A 20,095-nucleotide genomic window follows, 5' to 3' on the forward strand; every position below is an offset into this window, starting at 1 on the left:
GCTATATGTCGTAATTAGATAAAAATTTTTGAGCTATTTCTATCAGCTCATTTCTATAATATTCTGGTGAAACAACCTCTACCTGATTTCCCATGCTTAGAAGTTTGTCTGGAAAGTATTCCTCCATTAAATTTTTGCTTTTTTTATCAAATGCCAAATACCTGAAAATCTATAGCCGCCAGCTTGAAAAGTAAGGTTCATGTCTTCCTGCGTAGCGATCTGGGTAGCCAGACGGCGGTTTTGAAATAACTATCAAAGCAAAACTATAAATGCAGCCCACTATCAGAAAGCTCATATACTTTATCGCAAACCTCTTCAATGTATTTTCTATCATGAGATATACTTATGACTGCTCCCGGAAATTCATAAAGCATTTTTCTGATCACAGGTCCTGATAATGGTGAAAAATTTCTTGTTGGCTCATCAAGGATCAAAACGTTTGCTCCCGAAAGGCTCATCTTAAGTAGTAATACCTTCGCCTTTTGCCCTCCGGAAAGTTCTTTGATCGGATGCTCCATCTCATCTGCTGTATACTTAAGTGATCCCAGATATGTCCTGATTCTTGTCCACTCTGTCTTATCTCCTGATTTGTCCAGATAATCTACGGTTCCTCATAGTCTTGCGGCATATATTCAGCACGAATATCATCTCTTTCAAGAAGTTCTTCTGCTATCTTCTTAATCAGAGTCGTTTTTCCAACACCATTTTTACCAACAATGCAAATTTTCTCAGCTCCTCTTACCCTTAAAAAGATGTTTCTTGACAATATTTTTTCTTCGTTACCACTTTTTTCATTGAAAATTGAAAGTTTCGGTAGTTTATATTCCATTACCGTTTTCCCGGCAGGTACCGTAGCAGCTTTATTTCCCAGTCTAAAGAAAATGGCCTCCTCTTGTTCCGTCCCACTAAACAAAAAACACGAACATATCAACTTCAAATCACCGAAACCCTTTGGTTTTAGCGGGCTTTCCGGGAAAGTTTACAATTTGTCACCTGTTATCTAATTCCCCTCACTTAGCTTCCATACTTACGAAGTTCCAGCTTTCTCTCACGGTTGATGCAGAAGAAACCGCCCAGCACCTGTGCCACAAAGTACAGGACATCCCGGTATGTTTCTATGTCATTTTCGGAATAAATGGAAAGCATCTCCGCCCCGTTTGGCATGGCTTCAATCTCCGTACTTCCACAGCACTGTGCAGTAATATAGCCGCTGCCCTTCACAATATCCTCGTATCCAAAATGATAGACCACCCCGGCTTTTGTCGTGATCTTCCCCGTCCAGTAATACTTTCTGGTATTTTCCTGCACCGCCTGCAGGAACGCTTCGCTGACCGGATACATGAAAACGCCCCTTTCCACGCAAAAAGCACCAGCCATTTCTGACTGATGCCCTCTGGTAATCTGTCCCGTTTACAATTCTTTAATGTACCAAATTATCTATTTCTGTGCTTATCCTTCCGCTTCTGCGTATTACATCATTTCCAATGTTTTAACTGTAAAAGATACGAGTCAAATTGAATGCGGCGGTCTTCATCTGATAGATTATCAGGATTTGGCATATGGCTGACAAGAAAGTCCAGCAGAGAATCTTTCGACTTATATGCAAAATTACCATCCGCATAACACCATTTACAATAATCTTCATTGTAGCTTCCGTCCGGTTCACGACTGATCAGGCTGTCTTCATTTAATGGCATCCCACAGCACTGACAAATAAGCTGTCTTGGTGAACCTAAAAGTGTATTGATGGATACATCAAATTCCTGCGACAGCAATTTCAGAGTATCTGTATTTGGCTGTGTCTCACCGTTTTCCCAGCGGCTGACTGCCTGTCTGGTAACCCTGACACGCTCTGCCAACTGATCCTGCGTAAGATTATTTTTCTCTCTTAATTTTTTTAATATATCCCGTATTTCCATACTGTTCCTCCAAAAACGATTTTTGATGTAATTATTGTAATCTTACGCTATACCTTTGGCAAGCAACCCGCTGTTGCTTCGGATCAGCAAACTGCAATTGATTATATTAAAAAGTGAACTTCCAATCTACATTGCGTTCGTACTCCCGATTTCAAGCAAATTTCCCTCTGGGTCGGCTACATAAAAATTGCGAACACCGAAAGGATAGGTGATGGGTTTTCCTGTTGGAAACCGCACACCCAACTTCGACAGACGCTCATATTCCGAATCCACATCAGCAAAACTGGGCAACCAGAGGGCGATTTCAAAAGTCTGGTTGATACCCTTTGGTGGAACATAATCCTCTCCTATCGCCTTAACGAATTCTTCCCTGCTATACATAAACAAGGATAATTCGCCACTTGCCGTTTCAAAGTCTGCAAACGGACCACCACTCCATTGAGTTTGAAATCCTAATATATCTCTGTAAAATCGAACCATACTGTCTATGTTGTCAACCAGCAGACCCACACCTACATGCGCTTCTTTTCCATTCATAGTCATCGTCTCCTCTATACTACAGTTTCCGATTCGTTCAGTACTAAAAACTGAATTTAATTATCACTTTAAACTTATAAACACATAGCCCATTACAATTTCTTTACAATTTCAATTGCAGTGGAAATTAAATTATACCGTATATTCTTTTGCATGTTCCAATTTCGGGAATCCCACACCTCACCGCTTACATCATCACCAGCATATAATAACTGGGCAAGCGGAATATTATAATATTGAGACACCGCAAAAAAAGCTGCCGCTTCCATTTCCACAGTTATACATCCTTCTTTTCGTCTTAATTCAATCATATCAGGGGTTTCTCTGTATATAGCATCGCTTGTCCATGTTTTTCCTGTTGTAAATGGAATCCCCATCTGCTTCAAACACGAAACAACAATCTCAACTGTCTCCTTATGGCATTCAATTTCGCGGGATGGTTCTAAGTAATGATAGGATGTTCCCTCATCTCTAACCGCAGAGACTGGGATAATGATTTCTCCTACTTTACTGTCCTTTGTTAATGCCCCTGCGCCCCCACAAATTATGAACTTTTCACAGCCCATAGCATGTAGTTCTTCAAGCGTTACAGACGCACCAGGCGCACCACAAAATGCCATCGTAATACAAAGTCTATCTGCACCATATACATATTCATACACAGGTATGTCAAACACTTCTGAGTTAAGATAACCGATGACAGGAAGATTGTTTTCCGCAACAAATCGATCCAGCTCCTTCCTAAAAAAGGTAATAACACATCTTTCAGGAAGACTTTTAGCCAAAAAATTCGCTGGTTGAATAAGCGGATCTTTACTGGTATCAAATTCACATATGGGATACTTATTCTTCAATATCATGTCTTTTACCTCCTCAAATCCCGATTATTCCTCTCATTATAACAGACATCCTACTAACAATCATCTACTATTTAAAATTCCTTCAAAGTGAATGATACCTCCACAGTCCTTTACTCTTCTCAATCCCCTGAGCCAGCCCCTTCATAAAGTCCGGCATCCAGCTTTCATAATCGGTCAGCGTGCCTTCATCCGGCACGGAAAAATGCAGGTGGGAACGAATGGCGTTTGCCACATCTGACACCGCATTGATCGCATTTCCGATACAGCTTCGGATACCGTTCACGATTCCGCCGATCAGGTCAGCTCCCCACCGGAAAGCACTGGAAGCCAGCCCCGTGATAAAGCTGACCGCCTGATTGAAACCGGACACAATCGTGCTGTAAACAGTCCAATAAAGAAGACAGCAACTACCGTCCCCACTATCTTGCTATACTGGACACCCGGCATCCTGCCCGTCAATCCCGATCTTCTTAACAATGCTCATTTCCTTTCTTTACCTTGCGGTAAAACCCGAAATAGCTTTTACCACTGGATATATTTCAAGACTATTTTCACATTCAATTAAAACATAACATTATTTAGCCGCTTTACATCTTTAGATGCTATTTTCAGTGTGAACAACGCATCCCCACTACCGCCATATATAAAATCACTTTCTAATAAACGTTCATCAAAAATACATGGCAACTCAATTCCGATCAAGGGAATTGCCCCCACCTTATATCCTGTTGACTTCTCAATCTTTTTCTTATCTGCCAGTTTTAATTTGCATAGTCCTAAGTCTGTGCCAAGTCTTTTTAAATCAAGTCTTCCTCTCATACCACTTGCTATTAACAACATCAACCCTTTTTCAGTCTGTACTATCAATGCGGGCGCCGCTAAATCCGTATCAAAGTATTTCTCCGCATCCTGCATTGATAGAATCGGAGCATCCTGTTTAATCAGCTCAAAATCTGCATCTTCACCCTTTAAATAATCATTTAATTCCGTTATCGTGAACATGATAGCCCTCCTCAACATAGTTACAAGGAAAGACAAGCCCCAGTCAGGCTTCTCCGCCCCTGTTATATATTTGTATCAAAATTTATTTCCTGATAATCAGCATTTTATTGTCGCCTTTCTGGAATTCGTATTCTGTTTTTCTAATCTCTACAGAATAATGTTGTCTGAAATATTCAATGACTTTTTCTATTAAACCTGTTTTCTGTGCATCTAAATCCACTACTGGAAATATCCTTACCTCTTTGCACACTCTAAGCATTTCCGTAATAGACTGAATATGGAAATCGTATCCAAGCATCGTAAACTGATACCCCATGGAACTACATTGCTTAATTGAAATGCCATTTTCACTTCCTCCTTATTTTCTGACAACCGAACGACTCCACCACCAATCACAGTCCATAAAACCAGCCCCTTTCACCAATAAAAAAACTCCTGCCCCAAAGGAACAGAAGTAAAAATCTGCAAGCCACCTGTGTGGAATTGTCACATACTAACATATGCTCTCATCATAACGGTTAGAGTTTCCGTCAACGCCTACTGTAATTCGGGTTGCCCTCATAAGCCCATTCACAATAACTTGAACCACTGTCCTCCCACCACCGACAGCTCTCTGGAAATCCTCTGCCATTGCTACTCTTCTTATTCTACGGTTTCAAATATTAAATTGTGTTCATTTTACCTTGGATATATTTGCTTGTCAATACAACGACACAAAATATCAGACTGGCTTTCTAACAGTTATTCAGATAATCCTGCAGCTTCTCAACTAATTTTCCTACATGGATTCCGTCAACAAAAGAATGGTGTACCTGCACTGAAAACGGCAAGACTATTTTACTTTCCCGTTCAAAAAACTTTCCCCAGTCAAACAATGGTATAGAATTCGCTCTGTTTCCCGAAATTGTATGGGATATATGCGTATAAGAAATCCATGGCAAGGGAGAAAAAGAAAATTCGTCATTTGCCGGTGGAGCTACGAAATACTCTTTTTGATTTTTCGCTTTTTCCTCTGCTGCCTTTATATATGTCTCCATATCCTCCTGCATCGGTACACTTACAAATTTGAACAGTTCCGTTTCTGCATCCAGATAAGTAAAGGAAGTATGTATGGTATCATAAAGGACAACCTCTTCATCCAGAAAACGATACCTGAACTCTTCAATCTCATTGGCACATTTGCATACCGCATAAATAAATGCAAAGGTAAAAGAGTAGTTACGTTTTTTCACCATTTTCAGGAAATTTGTAATATCCAATTCCAGACTGATGCAATACTGCGGTTCCAGACTATTCTGGAAAATCTGGCAATGCATATTCCTTTTCCATGTTTTCCTGTCAATCACCTGATAACTCTTTTCCATATTTGATCTCCGTATCATCTTTTTTTCTTAATTATACTTTTCATGTTGTATGCTGTCAATAATGTTGTATGCTGTCTTTGATTAAAAAATATGGCAGTGCTCTCACACCGCCACCAATCATTACATATTCAATTCTTCCATCGCATGGAGGATATGGATTTTCATAGCACTTCTTGCTCCCTCCCCATTTCTCATCCGCAGGAACTCCATAATTGTTTTATGATCCTGAATTGTATCTGAAACTGCTTTGCTCTTCTCTTTGGAAAGCTGCACCCCTTTATCAATGGCCTGGTAAATAACTGGCAGCAGCTTTGTCATAAATTCATTATGGGTTGCCTTTGCAATCGCTTTATGAAAATTTCTCTCTGTTTCTGTTCTGTCTTTCCCACCAGCAATCTCCTCTTCTATCTGCTGCCCCAGACGCAGGATATGTCCGATTTCCTCATCACTGGCCCGCATTGCCGCATAATATGCCGCCTCCGGCTCCACAATCAGCCTCATCTCATACAGATCCCGGATATCCGTTTTTATATCAGCCAGAGATGGGACGCCTCCCTTGTCAATCTCAAAATCTTCTCGTACAAAAGTTCCAAGGCCTCTGCGTATTTCCACAACCCCATTGGCAGCCAGAATACGGAATGCCTCTCGGAGCGTTGTCCGGCTGACTTCCAATTCACCAGAAAGTTCCATTTCATTGGGAAGTTTCTCCCCCGGAAGAAACCTTTTCTCTATCACAATCATTGTCAGAATGTCATCTGCCACTCTGTCAGACAGTCTCTTCTGCATCCGTTTTTCCTCTCTCTCCATTTATAATTCTTTCCGCCGCCTGATCCGGTGTTATATGGGAAACATCTATTTTTTCTGTATCCAATTTCTCATACAAACCAATCCGGGCAATGCTTCTCTGAATCACATCCTCTGACCGGATACCTGCATCTATATCCTTTTGCAGACGTTTTCTTAGACTGTCCACATCACAAATCAGGGAAATGGTATGTACCAAACAATCCCCTGTTTCCAATTTTGATAAAATCTCATCAATAATTGCCTGTTCATGCATTACCCAGCAGAATATGACATTTTCATATGCACTGCAACGAATAAACTGATTCAGCAGAAAACAGATATTCTCCATTACCATTTTCTTTGTTTCCGGTGTTACCTGAAAGGGACGCATATCCCAACACCAATCCCCGTCAAGAAAAACACAGTTCGGAAGTTTATTTTTCAAAATCCGGCAGGTGGTAGTTTTTCCAACTCCCATAGTTCCGCCTATTAAGTAAACATTTTTCATAGTCTTCTTATTCCTACAATGCCAGCACCATCAGATAGTCTTCATCCTGCTCCCGCAATACCTGAAAACCCAGCTTCTGATACATCCTATATGCATAATTATCCTTATTTACACTAAGAGAAACTTTTTCATATCCCTTGTTTTTCAACAGTACAATCATTTCCTGCATCAGTTTACTTCCGATCCCCTGCCTCCGAAACTCCTTCTTTACTGAAATAGCAAACTCCGGTGTATGGTCATCCACATTACCATATCCTTTTACTTTTCCTGCTAATATCCTTGTCCACGCTGCGCCAAGTATATGACCACATGCTTCCGCCACCATGCACAAATCATCCGGCTGTCCAAAATCCGTAATATACACCGCAAGCTCCGGCTGATTTACAATCTCCCTTGGCGGCGCCGCGGCACCCTCCGGAAGATAAATTGCATCATACAAAAACTCTTTCAGCAACGGGTACTCCTCCGGTTTGATCAGACGAATTTCTATTTCATCTGCTGTTAGATCTGAATACTTTCTTCTATTATTCTGATATTCAATTCCTTTTTCATACAAACAGATTCCTGCATATCAACATAAGGTTCATAATTAGGAATTACCTGATATCCCAGATTTCTGTACAAACCCATTGCCGCAATCAAAGGTTCCCCCGATTCTAAGATGAACGCTTCGTATCCCTTTTTCAATGCTTGTTTTTCCAAAAGTGGCATTATTCTTTTTGAAATGCCATTACCACGGTACTCTTCCTGTATAAAAACTCTTTTTACCTCTGCTATATGGCTGTCATACTGTTTAAAAGAAGCACATCCGACAGGTATTGTTCCGTCATAGGCAATCACTACATCGTGAATGTCGTCCAATAGGTTGTATGGTATATATTCTGTCCTATTCTCCTCCCCACCTGCCAATTGGTTCAGAAATGCGTCCAATTTTCCGCATAATAAAACAAAATCAGCATTTTTCCCGTCTGTAAAAATATATTTGATGCCTGCTGTATACTTTCCGCCGGGAAAGAAGCGTCTACGTGAACCTTTGGATAATTTTCAAAAATCCGTGCTTCCAGTAAATCCATCAATATGCTTCCACATCCTTTTCCCTGATATTCCGGCAAAATAAACAATCTGCAAATCTCATTCTTCCGGATGCTCCCGGTTCCTATGATGTTTCCCTGTACCATCGCAAGATAGATTTCTTCGTAGGACATCCCTTCTTCAATCCTTGCTTCACTGTGCAGATCAAGAAAGAACTGCACTGCACCTGACGGGTAATAGTGAGGATATATTTTTTGTATTGTTTCCTTTACAATAGCAGCCACCTGTTCCGGACAATCTGCCAATTTTAATTCTATATCAGGCTCAAGCATTTCTCAATTTTCTCCTGATTTATCCGTACAATCTTCAGGCTTTATAAGCCCTTCCTGAAACAACGTTTCAAATGTATTTACTGCTCCCCCATGCTCCACGATTTTCCCATCAACCACTTTGTCTATATCTACCCCGGTGAAGGCCAGTTTTTTATTCGTAGGCTTCATTCCCAGCCATTCTCCTTTGTGTGTCCCTTCCATGATAAACTCAGAGATAACATGATCACCGTCACAATACTGCCTGATGATCTTCATAGAATAATCGGGATATGTATTCTTTACTGCAATAAGATGGCTTCTCATTCCTTCAATTCCTATTAGAATCAATTCTTCTCCATTTTTAAGTACACAGTCCTCAGACACATATTGACCCACTTCTTCCAACAAATGATTCGTCACCACAACTTCATAAAAATATTTCACGATTTCTTTTCTATCCATCACGACCTCCCAGGAAAAATTACTTTTTCTTTCTCAGTTTTAACACAATACCCTGCTTATCTGCCGCCTTCTGAAACTGCCCGGTCACATAAGCAGCCTTTTCTTTTAATGATAGTTCTCCAAATGTTTCATCTGATTTTATCTGCTCCTTCACGTTTCTCACATCTTCCAATTCCAAAAGATTTACAGCCACGCAGAAAAAAGTCTTTTTCCGCCCATCATTACAGTTTTGCAGCAGCCATTCTAAAATACGAATTTTCTCTTCTTGTTCCGCTCGATATGCCTCTACGCCAATTTCCTGCTGCTTCTCCAAATCCCTTTTCTGGTTTTGATGAGTGACAAACGAATCAAACCCATCAATATCTTCATATTTTTTACATGGAAACTCCTGACATTGGCTGCAATATTCCGGATTCCCATGCTGCAGGCTGCATCTGGCTATTTTGCAGGACTGGTTTCCTTCACCGCCGCCGCATCCCGGGCAATGCCCATCTAGATGCATAGGACACAGTCCGCAATTTAATCCACACAAAGAAAACAATAAATCTGATCTTGTAAAATCCTTCAAAATGTCCCCTCCCCATAAGGCCCTGCCCGTCTTTTGGTCCTACCCAAATTCCTCATTGTTTTCAGTATATCATGTTACTGATATATTGGATATGAGTTTTGTTAAAAAATACATTCCCCTTACTATTTTTACCCCAGGGATAAAAATATGGCTGTGCTACCAGTCCAACCAAACTGATAACACAGCCACATACCATTCCTATACGCCCGGAATTGCCCGTATTACCGGGCTTTCTTTGAAAGCAGGCAGACGGTTTCAATATTCCCTGTGACGGGATTTTTATACTATAGGACGAAAGTATAGAGTTTTGCAGGAAAGTGTGTCCTGACCAGAAACTTTACCCCATCTATATCAAAATCACATACCATACATTTCAACAGATACACGTTAACTTATCGTTTTCTAAAATGCAACCAATGAATTCCATCTTCATATCCCGTTGGAAGCTGGTAGTTTTTTCTTACCACCCGTTCTGCATAAGCGAATACTATTCTATTTATATTTCAATATCATTCAATTCCTTTATTTTTCTATTTTGACTTAAAATTACAAGAAAGAGAATACCAGTGAGCCCCGCCGCAACAAATATTAATCCAATGCCAGAACCTTTTCCCTGTCCAACAAACACAGATAAAAACTGCTGTACTTTACCATTTTTCTGCATAAGCGGTTCACAGATATGATCTGCCAATAATGCACCTGACAAATACCCAACAGGAGCAAGCATCCCTGTAATCATTCCCTGCAGAGAAAATATCCGTCCTTGCATAGAGGCAGGTACCTTTTCCCGTAATATAACCGTTTGGTAGGTAGAATAAATTGGTGATCCAAAGCATCCAAATAATACGGTCACACACCACTCCTCCATATTTCTCCCCATACCAAATAAAGTGATTCCAGCAAGACACATAAAACTTCCCACATACATCATTGATAATTTTCTTTTGGACTGTTTCATAATTGTCAGCATAATACTTGCAGCCAGACATCCTGCAGCCATAAATGCAGATATTATTCCGACCGCCATCTCACTATTATCTGTTCTGGCAAGAATCAACGGAGAATACATACTGTCAAAAGAAACTGCCCCCATGAATTCCAGTACACTATACATCAACAGCAGTATCAAAATTCCCTGATCTGCTTTCAAAAAGGAAACTGCCTCCTTTATGCTTCCTATAATTTCATGGAAAGCTGCATTCCGGTCTTCCTTTACAATATCTGGTATTCTGACAAACAGCAGCAATGTTATAAATGCAAATAAAAATGTCCCCAAATCTATAACAATGATCAATCCCAGATCTCCAATGCTCAGAAGCCCTGCTGCAAGAATCGGCGTCAGTATACCCACAATCGAACCTGCCGCAGACTGTACTCCTCCAACTCTTGCATAGTCTTTTGGATCAACCAGCAAAGATATTGCCACCTGCGATGCTGGGTTTTGAAAAGCATTCATAAAACCGCTGACCATATTTACCATGCATAGTATCCAAAGTTCTAAAATACCGCTCATAAAACAACTTAAAATGACAAATGAACATATAGCAGCAATCGAATCACAGATCAGCATGATTTTTTTCTTATTTGCATTGTCTACAATAGCACCGCCAAACAGACTCACGGTCAGATATGGTATTGCGCTGCAAATGGCAAGCAAAGAGGAGGCCATAACCTGACCATTCTTTGTATATACCCAGATAATCAATGCAAAACTGGTCATGCTTGTTCCAAGCTGTGAAACCGTTTGACCTGTAAACAGTAATGCGAAATCTCTGATATGGGATTCTCTTCTTTTAGTCATTGATATACCTCACATTTCCCATATGTATCAATTTCTTATACATATAGCACTGTGGCGAATGGTCATTTATAATTCCACAGGCCTGTAAATGAGAAAACACTGTGATAGAACCTAAATATTTAAACCCTCTTTTTTTCAAATCTTTGCTTATCTGATCTGACAACACATTGCTTGCTTCTCCCTGGCCATTGTGATGTTTAACATAAATCAGGCTTTCATAATTGGAATAGGACCATATATAATCATCAAAGCTTCCATATTCTTCTATAATCTTGAGAAACGCCTTTGCATTTCCTATAATAGCCTCTATCTTACTTCTGGATCTTATCATACCATCTTCGCTCATAATCCTGATAATATCCTGTTCTGAATACTTCGCGATCTGATGAAAGTCAAAATCAGCAAAGCATTTTCGAAAAATGTCACGCTTTTTTAGCATCATTGTCCAGTTTAATCCGCACTGCATAACTTCCATGGAAATATATTCAAAATGCTTTTTATCATCGTGAAGAGGAATCCCCCATTCTTCATCATGATATTTTTGTACAATACCACCGTCAAGGCACCAACTGCATCGCTCCATAAAAACCTCCTCAAATGTTTTCCATTATTGTACACTATTTACATCCTTTTTTTACCCACTTTACCAAATTAAAGCAGAGAAAGTTAGCATCCTTTTCTCCTGATACACATTTTAAATAGCTGTTCCATCGCTCTATAATCACATAGGAAGGAATCCTCACTCGCCTTCATCATCTCTTCCTTACTCGCATTTGCGAAATTCACCACATACCCATTATACAACGCTAAGCATCGAATAAACTCACGTTGGCTTCTGCCGTTTCCTTCACGGAAGGGATGCAAGGCATTAATTTCTGAAAAATAATATGCCAGCCGACCTATGAAATCTTCTTCCTCTAATCCCTGCAGGTAATCTTCTTCTCTCAATTTTCCAAAGATTTCTGCTGCCTGGCCCGATAGAAATCTGACATTGCAGAACATATTTCCTTTTGCGATATCAACCTTTCTGATTTCCCCTGCCCATTCATACACATCCTGAAAAATATATTTATGGATTGCCTGCAAATGTTTCAAATCGAACTTTCCCCTGATTGGTTTGTCTATCAGTTCCAACAAACGCAGCATTGTAAGCCGTCTTTCCAACTGGCTCAATCGTTCGGAATCCCTGACTCCCATTTTGTTTTTCAAAACATCGGAATCCGGATAACAGTATATACGATCCGGCATTTTATCTGACCTCACTTAATATCCGGCTTCTTAACTCGTCTCCCGAAATCTCTCCATTTTTATAGGCGCGCAGCATTCGGATATCTTCTCCGTTCAAATCCATGCCTTCAAACGCCATAGTCGCTTCCACTTCCCTGATTGCCTCTGCCGCTGAATATGCTGAATGATTTATTTTCACTTCAAATGGAATGCTCTCTGTAAGAATAATCTGCTTTATCATCATATTTACCACAGCAGATAAATTCGTTCCCAGCTTTTCAAGAATCTCCGATGCTTTCTCCTTATCCTCTGATGAAGTCCTGACTTGTAACAATGATGTATTTGCCATATTCATTCCTCCTCGATACTTGGTACTTTTATTATACAACATTGTCATTACATTGTAAACTTTATTCTCCATGTTTATATCAAAAAAGCCAGCCAAGATATTTTTCATCCCGCCGTGACCACCACACCGCTCTCATACACTTTGATATGATCCAGTGTCCGCAGCATCAAATCAACATCTAACTCCTGTATGGGCTGTGCATGTTCCGTTAGTTCCATAAAGTCCAACGCCCGGAACCTCGCCAGCATTAGCATACTGGCAAGCGTGGTGGCCTGCCACTTTGTGCTGCCATTCCAATTTACTACGCCTTCCCTCTCGAAAATCAGCTTGATATAATCGGTAGTCTTGCCATGCAGGAATTCCATATAAAGTCTCTGCACGATCTTCGCCTGCTTCCGGTTCACCACCAGCTTCCCAGCTTCATTGGTATCATACCCAAGGAACCGTGTCCCTGTCCAGTAATACTTTCTGGTATTCTCCTGCACCGCCTGCAGGAACGCTTCGCTTACCGGATACATGAAAACACCTCCAATTTCACACAAAAAAGCACCCTATATGTCTCCATATAAAGTGCTTCGCTTCTGTTTACAGCATTTTATTCCGTTTTTTATACTTCTCTGTTACAGCTTTCTCGTGTGCATCTTTCTCCTGTCCCCATTTCCCTGGGTTCGCATATCTGGAAAGACTGCCATAATTATTTATTTCCGATTTTTCTTTTAGCTCCGCATCATCCCAAATCTGCGATATTTTTATTTTTTCCATTTTACTTTCCTATTTTTTAAGATAAGGTATCATCCACGGACAGCAACATATCTGTCATGCGGCATATCTACATCCCGGTAATGCTTTGTCCAGCTATCTTTTACACACATCCCGTTTCTTTGAGCCACCTTTTGGGAAGCTGTATTCGTGTCCCGGATGATCGAACAGACTTCCTCTGCTTTCAGTATTTCAAAGGCATATTCTTTGCAGGCTTTTGCAGCCTCCACAGCATATCCCGTATGCCAGTGCATCCGGTTAAAAAGATACCCGATCTCAAGCACTTCCCTGTCTTTCCATGGCTGCATGGTAAGCCCGCACTGTCCAATCATCTCATCTGTTTCTTTCAAAATAACTGCCCACAGACCAAATCCCCACTTCCGGTAACGGGAAATCTGCCTGTCAAGCCATTCCTGCACTTCCTCATTGCTGAATGCCCCTTCATAGGCATACATTGTTTCATCATCCTGCAAAATCTTACATAAAGCTTCAAAATCCCCTTGGTTCATTTCCCGCAGGTATAGCCGTTCTGTTTCAAGTATCATATTCCCTATCCCACTTTCCAATTTCCGTGAATCCACTCTATAGACAGAAAATCAAGGTTCTTTCCAAAAGCCGCCCTTATGAAAGTTCTCATTTCCAAGCGGTTTCGCTGTCAGCCGGAACATCACGCAGCCATCCGGACAGACAATTGTTTTGCTGTATTTCCCATCACCGCCCAGATTTTCCAAATCGCCCCCGCTTCTGACGGCTTCCATTAACGGATACAACATCATCATTGCTTTGGAGCAAATTCCATATCCGTCTTTATTAACAGGACAGCCATAAGTACATGTGTATTTATCTCCGATTTCTTCCCCATTACGGCAATATCGTTCTGTATGATCGCCTCTTAAAAAACCGGTAACTTCAATTTCAAATTCATATTCCTCATCATACCACTTCTTCATAATCGCCCTCTAAAGATTTTTGATTTTTATAATTTATGTATTTCTTTCAATACTTTTTGAATATCCTTATAAACTAATGGCTGCATACTATCCTCATAAAAAGATATATCCGCCTTTTGCAGCGCCGAACAAATATCATTTCTTAACTCCGACTTATCCCTTGCGATCATAGGCAGCAGCTTTATACACTGTCTTGCCGTAATCGGCTTAACATCCGTTATATGTTTCAAATATTCGTCAATAATCTCATCTATCTTATTATCTATATCCCATCTCGCATTATAGGCAAGCAGCACAAGCCCCCTTGTGCGAATATAAGAATTATCATTGTCAAGCATATCGCCTAGCCTATCCATATAAGCATAAACGCAATTCGTTTTTTCACTTTCTTTTTGCAACTCCTGTAATGCTTTATATGCGATATTATTATTTTTATCAAACAACAATTCAAACGTTTCTGCTATATTAACTGGCACAATCTTCTCCTTTACAATTTCGGATTAGCTCCGTTCCAAAAGCTGGAAGTTATCGCTTACCGTCTTTAATAAACATGATTAGTTTTTCAACATCATCAAATTCATCATAATCGCCAATGATACCTTCACGATGATATATAATACCATTTTTCTCGTTACGTTCTAAACACTCTAACAGCATTTGCTCTCCATATCTTTTAACAAATAAAGTAAATCCATATGGTTTTATTTTGGACAGCAAACCTTTTCTGCAATCTTCCATACAATCATAACAATGACCGTAGCATTTTTCTATTGAGCATTTCCTGTTTTCACACCAGTCTTTGTCGGGACATTCCCCTGAATTACATCCGTGACAGTTTGTATTCTCAGAACACAAACAGCAGGCAAGTCCACATCTTGCAATTCCTAATTCCCGTTTCATAAAACACCTCCGCAAATCTCAATAAATCTCACTTTCTTCTTTCCATTATAACAAACATCCTTTCAGCAATCATCTACTATTTAAAATTCCTGCAATGTAAAACTCACCTTCCACAACCCTTTATAGGACGTATCTTTCACAAGGCTTGCCTTATACCCCTCAATAAACATTTCCGCCTGTTTGATTTCCAATGTCTCCGTATCAAAATATTTCACTGTGATCTTCTCCTTCTGCTTAAACCCCGTCAGAAGTTTCAGCCACTTCGGTGAAACAGAGAACGTGACCGGGATAGACACCACGCCAAGCCGCACCACATCCCTCTGGGTTGTCCCGGCCTCCGTCTCACCGCTGGAATCCGCTTCCACATCCGCCATCTGTACCTCGTAGGAGTCTGGCAGAGGAAGCGGCGTCCCGTCAAATGTCAAATACTGTATAAATGCCATTCCTATCTCCCTCCTGACCTCAAATTCTGCCTTGCCTGTGCATTCACCACCACTTCATCCAAAAGCGTTCCTCCGATATAGACCGGAATGCAGATAGTCCCCATATTATCATTATTCTGCATCCCCGCAAACATTTCCTGTATTCCGCTTACCATCTGCCGGATGGAATCCATGAAAGAAACCTGCATCTGCGCCGTTTCCATTGCTGACACCTTCGGGCTGATGACCATATCCGCAGCCACACCTTCCACTGCCTGTTTCACCAACCCCTTACTTTTTTCAATGCCCTGTGCCAGCCCCTTCATAAAGTCCGGCATCCAGTTCTCGTAATCGGTCAGCGGGCCTTCATCCGGCACAGTGGAGAGCTTCGTAGTATCCACGCCGATCTCAACTGTAATGCCCTGGATTCAGGATGCCACACTCCCACCTGCCTTTCCTCCACAAAAAAAAAGAGCCTTCACTGGCTCCCGTACAACATGAAAAAGCACTTGCCGCTATGACAAGTGCTATGTAACCATTATTTATTTTTTCTTCCAAACTTCTTTAAAAACTTACCCTAAACAATCTGATATCCTGCATCAGAAAGCACCTTTATTGCCTTGCTGTAATTTTCCGCTTTCGTTAAAATATAGTCCGTATTATAGGTGGAAACAGCGAAAATACCAATCCTATTTTCTGCCATCAAAGACGATATCTTTGCCAGTATCCCTATTAGGGAAAAATCCAAAATCCCTTGTATTCGGAATGCTTTCCACCCATCATCTCTCTCCATTGTATTCTGCGGAACATTTTCCGTTATACACACCAATGACTTTTCTTCGTCTGTTCTTCCAATAAAGCAGAATTCCCGTTCCACATCTACCAATGAATAATCTTTCACTTTACACACGGAAAAATTATAATCAATCGTTTCTATTTCCATTTTATCTCCCTATCCATTTCTACACTTGACTCTTCTTTCCAGCAGAAGAATGCCAAGACAGAAATCCGCATAGGAATCCCTGTCAATCAACCCCCAAATCCGGTGCAGATGAAACAGCCCAAAGAACAGGATGAACCAGGGTTCATAAATTTCAATCTTTTTCATCCGATCTCCTTTAGATGCTTCACCACATTCAGTTTCCGCATCGTTGCAACAATTCCCAACTTTCGTTCCAGATAATTGGTGTTCAGCTTCTTTTTTGCAGCATCTCTCGGCAGGTACATATACAGGCATTCTGTGCCGCTCCTGAAAGCCTCCCCTTCAAAAACGGTATTTTCTAAAACAGCAAGTTTTTCTCTATCAATCCGGTCATTCGTAAAAACCAGATGGATTCTGGAAAAATCACAAACTTCATCAAACGGATTCTCTTCTGAAGCAGTCTCTAACTGTTCCTTCGTTTTCAGAATTACGACCAGATCAGCACCAATATTCTCCTGTATCACTTTATGAATCTTATCTGCCGTTTCTTTTAAAGGCAAATCGGTATCAAGAAGGACATTACCACTCTGTATATAGGTCTGTACTTTCTTAAACCCGGCATCCGTCAATAACTCTGCCAAGTATGACATTTTCGGAATTCGGTTTTTTCCAGTTGGTGTCACTCCCCGAAGAAGCGCGATCATCCGCATACTCTTGCTCCTTTCAAACTGGAATTTTACGTTCCAATTGCGTTTTGGACTGTATCGTTTCCCACCAATGACTTTGAAAATTTAAAATGGAAATTATGCATTCCTTCTCTTAAATAAAATCGGTGGGTATCTTGCCGAAGTTGTTTCCTATAAGCTTCATCAACAGCAAACTCCATAATCTCTGCAATACATTCCGAATGATGTAATTGCTCCTCAAATCTTAAATTCAAAACTCCAATTACATTATCATCATGCTCACAAATAAGGCAATAATAATGTTCATTTTTTATCTGCTCTTGATATATTGAATAAAATCTATCAAATGAAAGCCTCTTACATTCCATATCACAAATCAAATTATAAACCTTTTCGCAATCATTCAATGTTGCTTTTCGATACATTTTATATACCTCCAGAATGCACTCATCATTCCCTGAGACGGGAATTTTATACTACAGGACAAAATAATAAGGTTTTGCCGGAAAGTATGTCGGAAGTAAAGTTTTACTTCACTTCTATCCAAATCGCATACCGTATTTTTCAAGCAAACCCTCCTCGACATACTGGAATTTAACTCTGTATCCATACATCCATTTCATTTCTGCTAGGTTTCTCAAAAATAGGCTCCCATTTCGATACAAGTTCATTAACTATATAATAGGCATTGGTTTTACCAGCCATTACATCTTTTTTTCTTTTTTCTATTCCACGGAAACATATTTTCCGTCCCACCAAACAGAAAACACACGAACATATCAACCTCAAATCGCCGAAACCCTTTGATTTTAACGGGCTTTCCGGGAAAGTTTACAAATTGTTTCAACTGTCTTTTCGTTGAGCAACCGAATTCTATAACTTTCCTCGCCCATATGTTCTAATTCAATTATGATACATTATGACACATCTATCTTCTATGATTTATTAAAGCATATTCTTTATAATAGTTAAGGCTACATTCATTCCAGACCTGTTATCACTTGGTGTTTTCGCAATTGTTGTCCAGTAACGCCCATCACCATAATAGGTCAGTTTATAATGCTTACCTTCTTCTGTAATTATAAAACCAATTTCAGAAAGAAGCTGTCTTAGTGAACCCGACACATTCTTATATCCCTTCAACGCTGCTTTCAATTCCTGTGCCTTTTTATCAGCGCTATGCTGACAACCACCATTACTGTGAATAATATCTCTAAGGACATCAAATTGCCTTGTTTTTGAATCAATCTTTGCCATTTTTTCCTCTAATGCGACAAGAATCATTTCTTTAATCTCATCCGGGAAAAATTCATCCTCGTCACCAAGATATAAAACAGGTGTTGCATCAGTACCATTTATTTTGGCACGAAGTCCCTGGTTTTCATATAATAATGACTCATTGACATGAGTGAGATCTTCTACCTGCTTTTGCAGTTTTTGTAGTTCCTCATCTACAGATTCAATTAATGCATCTGCTTCAGACTTAGCCTGCTCCTTTGCTGTTTCGGCAGCCAATCGTTCAGCACGCTGACTATTCAAACGATCTCGTAACAATGCGTTACTGACACCTTGCCAAGTATACAGCGTATTTACAAGCTGTGCATTGCTATATTGAATGACATTACGAATAATCTTCTCAAGAAGAATGACATCACTACCCTCATATGCACGGTAGCGATACCGTCTATGTCCCATTGCTTGATTTGGATAATATATTCCTATTGCCCCGTAGTACTCATTCTTGCTGTCACATAACCTCCGGATTCTATCATTAAGCCATAAACTTTTTTCGACAAGAACATGTGCAACACCTTTCAGTCGTCCTGCAATTCTTCGAACATTTATGGGATCTTCATCATGCAAAGTTTTGGATATGTACACTACAGGAAGACGGTATTTCTTCTCACCATTTATGACATCCACAAGAATTTCAAGGTTATCCTCTGATATCAGAATTGGATCCCGTGATATTGGCAAATCCCCGTCCAACTTAAGATATCCTTTTTCAATTAATAATGTAATAAAATGTGGTGTTGAGAAAGATGGGTCTACTGTAAGTGCTTCCTCCAGGTAACTCCGATCAAGACGTATAGACATCTTCATGTCATTGAAATTCATCACATAATCAGTATCCCAGACAACACCATCTGACTCTGTTTTCTCATATCGTATAGCTATAATATTCTGATTACGGTATTCTTCGATAGCAAGCCAAAGGGAATCTGTTCCATACCGTATGTTTCGTTCCCCATTCCATTTTATACCCTGTATAACATTTTCCGTATGCGGGCTACCTTGATTCCATTCAATCGCAAGCTGAATAAAAGCGTCTTTTGTCATGGAATCATTAATTTCCAAAATCGTTGAAAATAATAACATCTACATTCCTCCGCTTCTTATGTAATTCAATCAGAATCTCATTATATCCAAAGTCCTGACAATTCATGTACGTTCCCTTTTACCACTATGCACATACTTTAAATGCAATTCAAACCTTATCTTTAATAATCTGCAATCCACACCTTCGAGTTCCATCGTCTTCTCAAATTTCATTCATAATACATCATTACACATTCCTCCGCATCTTTATAGGGACAGATAATATCGCAGGCGACTCATGCCACCCCATTCAATTTCCACCATTCCATAGACATCTTAACGAGTTCGCAGAAAAACATTCTTACATTTTGCCATTAAGAAAGAACATATAGACAAGATGAGTCTCTTCCT

General features: G+C 40.1%; 32 protein-coding genes and 2 pseudogenes. All 34 read right to left on the minus strand.

Translation table 11 applies throughout. The features are described from left to right. Positions 1–263 precede the first annotated feature (263 nt). Positions 264–518, minus strand: a complete 255-nt coding sequence (locus tag ACESZH_RS20305) for an ATP-binding cassette domain-containing protein (RefSeq protein ID WP_373218728.1) — start codon at positions 516–518, stop codon at positions 264–266. An 83-nt stretch (positions 519–601) separates the two neighbouring features. After that, positions 602–829, minus strand: a complete 228-nt coding sequence (locus tag ACESZH_RS20310; RefSeq protein ID WP_373218727.1) for an ATP-binding cassette domain-containing protein — start codon at positions 827–829, stop codon at positions 602–604. 185 nt (positions 830–1,014) lie between these two features. Then, positions 1,015–1,341, minus strand: a complete 327-nt coding sequence (locus ACESZH_RS20315) for a hypothetical protein (protein ID WP_373218726.1) — start codon at positions 1,339–1,341, stop codon at positions 1,015–1,017. 134 nt (positions 1,342–1,475) lie between these two features. Next, entirely contained in the window at positions 1,476–1,919 is a 444-nt protein-coding gene (locus ACESZH_RS20320; RefSeq protein ID WP_373218725.1) for a zinc ribbon domain-containing protein, read from the minus strand. A 126-nt stretch (positions 1,920–2,045) separates the two neighbouring features. Beyond that, positions 2,046–2,456 (minus strand): VOC family protein, encoded by a 411-nt coding sequence (locus ACESZH_RS20325; protein WP_373218724.1) that lies wholly within the window; start codon positions 2,454–2,456, stop codon positions 2,046–2,048. 92 nt (positions 2,457–2,548) lie between these two features. Beyond that, positions 2,549–3,316, minus strand: a complete 768-nt coding sequence (locus ACESZH_RS20330; protein WP_373218722.1) for a nucleoside phosphorylase — start codon at positions 3,314–3,316, stop codon at positions 2,549–2,551. Positions 3,317–3,419: 103 nt separating this feature from the next. Next, positions 3,420–3,701, minus strand: a pseudogene (locus ACESZH_RS20335) (phage tail tape measure protein); the annotation flags it as partial. Between the two features lie 176 nt (positions 3,702–3,877). Then, the gene (locus ACESZH_RS20340; protein ID WP_373218721.1) at positions 3,878–4,318 is read right to left on the minus strand and encodes an aminoacyl-tRNA deacylase; all 441 of its coding nucleotides are present in this window, start codon (positions 4,316–4,318) and stop codon (positions 3,878–3,880) included. 82 nt (positions 4,319–4,400) lie between these two features. After that, the gene (locus ACESZH_RS20345) at positions 4,401–4,616 is read right to left on the minus strand and encodes a hypothetical protein (RefSeq protein WP_373218720.1); all 216 of its coding nucleotides are present in this window, start codon (positions 4,614–4,616) and stop codon (positions 4,401–4,403) included. 436 nt (positions 4,617–5,052) lie between these two features. Further along, positions 5,053–5,682 (minus strand): CatA-like O-acetyltransferase, encoded by a 630-nt coding sequence (locus ACESZH_RS20350; protein WP_373218719.1) that lies wholly within the window; start codon positions 5,680–5,682, stop codon positions 5,053–5,055. Positions 5,683–5,802: 120 nt separating this feature from the next. Continuing rightward, positions 5,803–6,468 carry a FadR/GntR family transcriptional regulator gene (locus ACESZH_RS20355; RefSeq protein ID WP_373218718.1) on the minus strand — a complete coding sequence of 222 codons (666 nt, stop codon included), beginning with the start codon at positions 6,466–6,468 and terminating at the stop codon, positions 5,803–5,805. After that, positions 6,449–6,976 (minus strand): AAA family ATPase, encoded by a 528-nt coding sequence (locus ACESZH_RS20360; protein WP_373218716.1) that lies wholly within the window; start codon positions 6,974–6,976, stop codon positions 6,449–6,451. The genes ACESZH_RS20355 and ACESZH_RS20360 overlap by 20 nt, the downstream gene beginning before the upstream one ends. Before the next feature lie 13 nt (positions 6,977–6,989). Continuing rightward, positions 6,990–7,532, minus strand: a complete 543-nt coding sequence (locus tag ACESZH_RS20365; RefSeq protein ID WP_373218714.1) for an N-acetyltransferase family protein — start codon at positions 7,530–7,532, stop codon at positions 6,990–6,992. Then, a complete protein-coding gene (locus ACESZH_RS20370) occupies positions 7,478–7,906 on the minus strand; it encodes a GNAT family N-acetyltransferase (protein WP_373219962.1) in 429 nt (142 codons plus the stop codon). Before ACESZH_RS20370 ends, ACESZH_RS20365 begins: the two co-directional genes overlap by 55 nt. Then, positions 7,891–8,340: a GNAT family N-acetyltransferase gene (locus tag ACESZH_RS20375; RefSeq protein WP_373218712.1), complete on the minus strand. Its 450-nt coding sequence runs from the start codon at positions 8,338–8,340 to the stop codon at positions 7,891–7,893. Before ACESZH_RS20375 ends, ACESZH_RS20370 begins: the two co-directional genes overlap by 16 nt. A 3-nt stretch (positions 8,341–8,343) precedes the next feature. Further along, a complete protein-coding gene (locus tag ACESZH_RS20380; protein WP_373218711.1) occupies positions 8,344–8,781 on the minus strand; it encodes an ester cyclase in 438 nt (145 codons plus the stop codon). A 19-nt stretch (positions 8,782–8,800) separates the two neighbouring features. After that, a complete protein-coding gene (locus tag ACESZH_RS20385) occupies positions 8,801–9,349 on the minus strand; it encodes a DUF3795 domain-containing protein (protein ID WP_373218710.1) in 549 nt (182 codons plus the stop codon). 496 nt (positions 9,350–9,845) lie between these two features. Continuing rightward, on the minus strand, positions 9,846–11,150 hold the full coding sequence (locus ACESZH_RS20390) for an MFS transporter (protein ID WP_373218709.1): 1,305 nt from the start codon (positions 11,148–11,150) through the stop codon (positions 9,846–9,848). After that, the gene (locus ACESZH_RS20395; RefSeq protein ID WP_373218708.1) at positions 11,143–11,733 is read right to left on the minus strand and encodes a DNA-3-methyladenine glycosylase I; all 591 of its coding nucleotides are present in this window, start codon (positions 11,731–11,733) and stop codon (positions 11,143–11,145) included. Before ACESZH_RS20395 ends, ACESZH_RS20390 begins: the two co-directional genes overlap by 8 nt. 83 nt (positions 11,734–11,816) lie before the next feature. Continuing rightward, a complete protein-coding gene (locus ACESZH_RS20400; RefSeq protein WP_373218707.1) occupies positions 11,817–12,398 on the minus strand; it encodes a Fic/DOC family protein in 582 nt (193 codons plus the stop codon). A gap of 1 nt (position 12,399) precedes the next feature. After that, complete coding sequence (locus ACESZH_RS20405) at positions 12,400–12,726, minus strand: type II toxin-antitoxin system RelB/DinJ family antitoxin (protein WP_373218706.1); 327 nt, start codon at positions 12,724–12,726, stop codon at positions 12,400–12,402. Between the two features lie 104 nt (positions 12,727–12,830). Continuing rightward, positions 12,831–13,244 (minus strand): hypothetical protein, encoded by a 414-nt coding sequence (locus ACESZH_RS20410; protein WP_373218704.1) that lies wholly within the window; start codon positions 13,242–13,244, stop codon positions 12,831–12,833. Positions 13,245–13,311: 67 nt separating this feature from the next. Beyond that, complete coding sequence (locus tag ACESZH_RS20415; protein WP_373218703.1) at positions 13,312–13,488, minus strand: hypothetical protein; 177 nt, start codon at positions 13,486–13,488, stop codon at positions 13,312–13,314. A gap of 29 nt (positions 13,489–13,517) precedes the next feature. After that, positions 13,518–14,030: a GNAT family N-acetyltransferase gene (locus tag ACESZH_RS20420; RefSeq protein WP_373218702.1), complete on the minus strand. Its 513-nt coding sequence runs from the start codon at positions 14,028–14,030 to the stop codon at positions 13,518–13,520. Between the two features lie 51 nt (positions 14,031–14,081). Beyond that, a complete protein-coding gene (locus tag ACESZH_RS20425; protein WP_373218701.1) occupies positions 14,082–14,435 on the minus strand; it encodes a TIGR04076 family protein in 354 nt (117 codons plus the stop codon). A gap of 26 nt (positions 14,436–14,461) precedes the next feature. After that, positions 14,462–14,911, minus strand: coding sequence for a SufBD protein (locus ACESZH_RS20430; RefSeq protein ID WP_373218700.1), 450 nt, complete (start codon positions 14,909–14,911; stop codon positions 14,462–14,464). A gap of 49 nt (positions 14,912–14,960) precedes the next feature. Further along, complete coding sequence (locus tag ACESZH_RS20435; protein WP_373218698.1) at positions 14,961–15,335, minus strand: DUF3795 domain-containing protein; 375 nt, start codon at positions 15,333–15,335, stop codon at positions 14,961–14,963. Positions 15,336–15,415: 80 nt separating this feature from the next. Continuing rightward, entirely contained in the window at positions 15,416–15,778 is a 363-nt protein-coding gene (locus ACESZH_RS20440) for a hypothetical protein (RefSeq protein ID WP_373218697.1), read from the minus strand. A gap of 2 nt (positions 15,779–15,780) precedes the next feature. Then, positions 15,781–16,137 (minus strand): annotated as a pseudogene (locus ACESZH_RS20445) (phage tail tape measure protein); the annotation flags it as partial. 197 nt (positions 16,138–16,334) lie between these two features. Further along, on the minus strand, positions 16,335–16,700 hold the full coding sequence (locus ACESZH_RS20450) for an ACT domain-containing protein (RefSeq protein ID WP_373218696.1): 366 nt from the start codon (positions 16,698–16,700) through the stop codon (positions 16,335–16,337). 9 nt (positions 16,701–16,709) lie between these two features. After that, on the minus strand, positions 16,710–16,865 hold the full coding sequence (locus ACESZH_RS20455; RefSeq protein WP_373218695.1) for a hypothetical protein: 156 nt from the start codon (positions 16,863–16,865) through the stop codon (positions 16,710–16,712). Continuing rightward, the gene (locus tag ACESZH_RS20460) at positions 16,862–17,389 is read right to left on the minus strand and encodes a DUF1697 domain-containing protein (protein WP_373218694.1); all 528 of its coding nucleotides are present in this window, start codon (positions 17,387–17,389) and stop codon (positions 16,862–16,864) included. The genes ACESZH_RS20455 and ACESZH_RS20460 overlap by 4 nt, the downstream gene beginning before the upstream one ends. Before the next feature lie 26 nt (positions 17,390–17,415). Beyond that, on the minus strand, positions 17,416–17,790 hold the full coding sequence (locus ACESZH_RS20465; protein ID WP_373218693.1) for a GNAT family N-acetyltransferase: 375 nt from the start codon (positions 17,788–17,790) through the stop codon (positions 17,416–17,418). Positions 17,791–18,310: 520 nt separating this feature from the next. Continuing rightward, entirely contained in the window at positions 18,311–19,744 is a 1,434-nt protein-coding gene (locus ACESZH_RS20470; protein ID WP_373218692.1) for a hypothetical protein, read from the minus strand. Between the last annotated feature and the right edge of the window lie 351 nt (positions 19,745–20,095).

Origin of the sequence: Ruminococcus sp. 5_1_39BFAA (assembly GCF_964240875.1) — a bacterium.
In the GTDB taxonomy this organism is placed as follows: Bacteria; Bacillota; Clostridia; order Lachnospirales; family Lachnospiraceae; genus Blautia_A.

What these genes read in the sequence shown, in the direction of transcription:
- ACESZH_RS20305 (WP_373218728.1), bottom strand. Translation starts at nt 518, where the DNA reads ATGGAGCATCCGATCAAAGAACTTTCCGGAGGGCAAAAGGCGAAGGTA.
- ACESZH_RS20310 (WP_373218727.1), bottom strand. Translation starts at nt 829, where the DNA reads ATGGAATATAAACTACCGAAACTTTCAATTTTCAATGAAAAAAGTGGT.
- ACESZH_RS20315 (WP_373218726.1), bottom strand. Translation starts at nt 1,341, where the DNA reads ATGTATCCGGTCAGCGAAGCGTTCCTGCAGGCGGTGCAGGAAAATACC.
- ACESZH_RS20320 (WP_373218725.1), bottom strand. Translation starts at nt 1,919, where the DNA reads ATGGAAATACGGGATATATTAAAAAAATTAAGAGAGAAAAATAATCTT.
- ACESZH_RS20325 (WP_373218724.1), bottom strand. Translation starts at nt 2,456, where the DNA reads ATGAATGGAAAAGAAGCGCATGTAGGTGTGGGTCTGCTGGTTGACAAC.
- ACESZH_RS20330 (WP_373218722.1), bottom strand. Translation starts at nt 3,316, where the DNA reads ATGATATTGAAGAATAAGTATCCCATATGTGAATTTGATACCAGTAAA.
- ACESZH_RS20340 (WP_373218721.1), bottom strand. Translation starts at nt 4,318, where the DNA reads ATGTTCACGATAACGGAATTAAATGATTATTTAAAGGGTGAAGATGCA.
- ACESZH_RS20345 (WP_373218720.1), bottom strand. Translation starts at nt 4,616, where the DNA reads ATGCTTGGATACGATTTCCATATTCAGTCTATTACGGAAATGCTTAGA.
- ACESZH_RS20350 (WP_373218719.1), bottom strand. Translation starts at nt 5,682, where the DNA reads ATGGAAAAGAGTTATCAGGTGATTGACAGGAAAACATGGAAAAGGAAT.
- ACESZH_RS20355 (WP_373218718.1), bottom strand. Translation starts at nt 6,468, where the DNA reads ATGCAGAAGAGACTGTCTGACAGAGTGGCAGATGACATTCTGACAATG.
- ACESZH_RS20360 (WP_373218716.1), bottom strand. Translation starts at nt 6,976, where the DNA reads ATGAAAAATGTTTACTTAATAGGCGGAACTATGGGAGTTGGAAAAACT.
- ACESZH_RS20375 (WP_373218712.1), bottom strand. Translation starts at nt 8,340, where the DNA reads ATGCTTGAGCCTGATATAGAATTAAAATTGGCAGATTGTCCGGAACAG.
- ACESZH_RS20380 (WP_373218711.1), bottom strand. Translation starts at nt 8,781, where the DNA reads ATGGATAGAAAAGAAATCGTGAAATATTTTTATGAAGTTGTGGTGACG.
- ACESZH_RS20390 (WP_373218709.1), bottom strand. Translation starts at nt 11,150, where the DNA reads ATGACTAAAAGAAGAGAATCCCATATCAGAGATTTCGCATTACTGTTT.
- ACESZH_RS20395 (WP_373218708.1), bottom strand. Translation starts at nt 11,733, where the DNA reads ATGGAGCGATGCAGTTGGTGCCTTGACGGTGGTATTGTACAAAAATAT.
- ACESZH_RS20400 (WP_373218707.1), bottom strand. Translation starts at nt 12,398, where the DNA reads ATGCCGGATCGTATATACTGTTATCCGGATTCCGATGTTTTGAAAAAC.
- ACESZH_RS20405 (WP_373218706.1), bottom strand. Translation starts at nt 12,726, where the DNA reads ATGGCAAATACATCATTGTTACAAGTCAGGACTTCATCAGAGGATAAG.
- ACESZH_RS20410 (WP_373218704.1), bottom strand. Translation starts at nt 13,244, where the DNA reads ATGTATCCGGTAAGCGAAGCGTTCCTGCAGGCGGTGCAGGAGAATACC.
- ACESZH_RS20415 (WP_373218703.1), bottom strand. Translation starts at nt 13,488, where the DNA reads ATGGAAAAAATAAAAATATCGCAGATTTGGGATGATGCGGAGCTAAAA.
- ACESZH_RS20420 (WP_373218702.1), bottom strand. Translation starts at nt 14,030, where the DNA reads ATGATACTTGAAACAGAACGGCTATACCTGCGGGAAATGAACCAAGGG.
- ACESZH_RS20425 (WP_373218701.1), bottom strand. Translation starts at nt 14,435, where the DNA reads ATGAAGAAGTGGTATGATGAGGAATATGAATTTGAAATTGAAGTTACC.
- ACESZH_RS20435 (WP_373218698.1), bottom strand. Translation starts at nt 15,335, where the DNA reads ATGAAACGGGAATTAGGAATTGCAAGATGTGGACTTGCCTGCTGTTTG.
- ACESZH_RS20440 (WP_373218697.1), bottom strand. Translation starts at nt 15,778, where the DNA reads ATGGCATTTATACAGTATTTGACATTTGACGGGACGCCGCTTCCTCTG.
- ACESZH_RS20450 (WP_373218696.1), bottom strand. Translation starts at nt 16,700, where the DNA reads ATGGAAATAGAAACGATTGATTATAATTTTTCCGTGTGTAAAGTGAAA.
- ACESZH_RS20455 (WP_373218695.1), bottom strand. Translation starts at nt 16,865, where the DNA reads ATGAAAAAGATTGAAATTTATGAACCCTGGTTCATCCTGTTCTTTGGG.
- ACESZH_RS20460 (WP_373218694.1), bottom strand. Translation starts at nt 17,389, where the DNA reads ATGCGGATGATCGCGCTTCTTCGGGGAGTGACACCAACTGGAAAAAAC.
- ACESZH_RS20465 (WP_373218693.1), bottom strand. Translation starts at nt 17,790, where the DNA reads ATGTATCGAAAAGCAACATTGAATGATTGCGAAAAGGTTTATAATTTG.
- ACESZH_RS20470 (WP_373218692.1), bottom strand. Translation starts at nt 19,744, where the DNA reads ATGTTATTATTTTCAACGATTTTGGAAATTAATGATTCCATGACAAAA.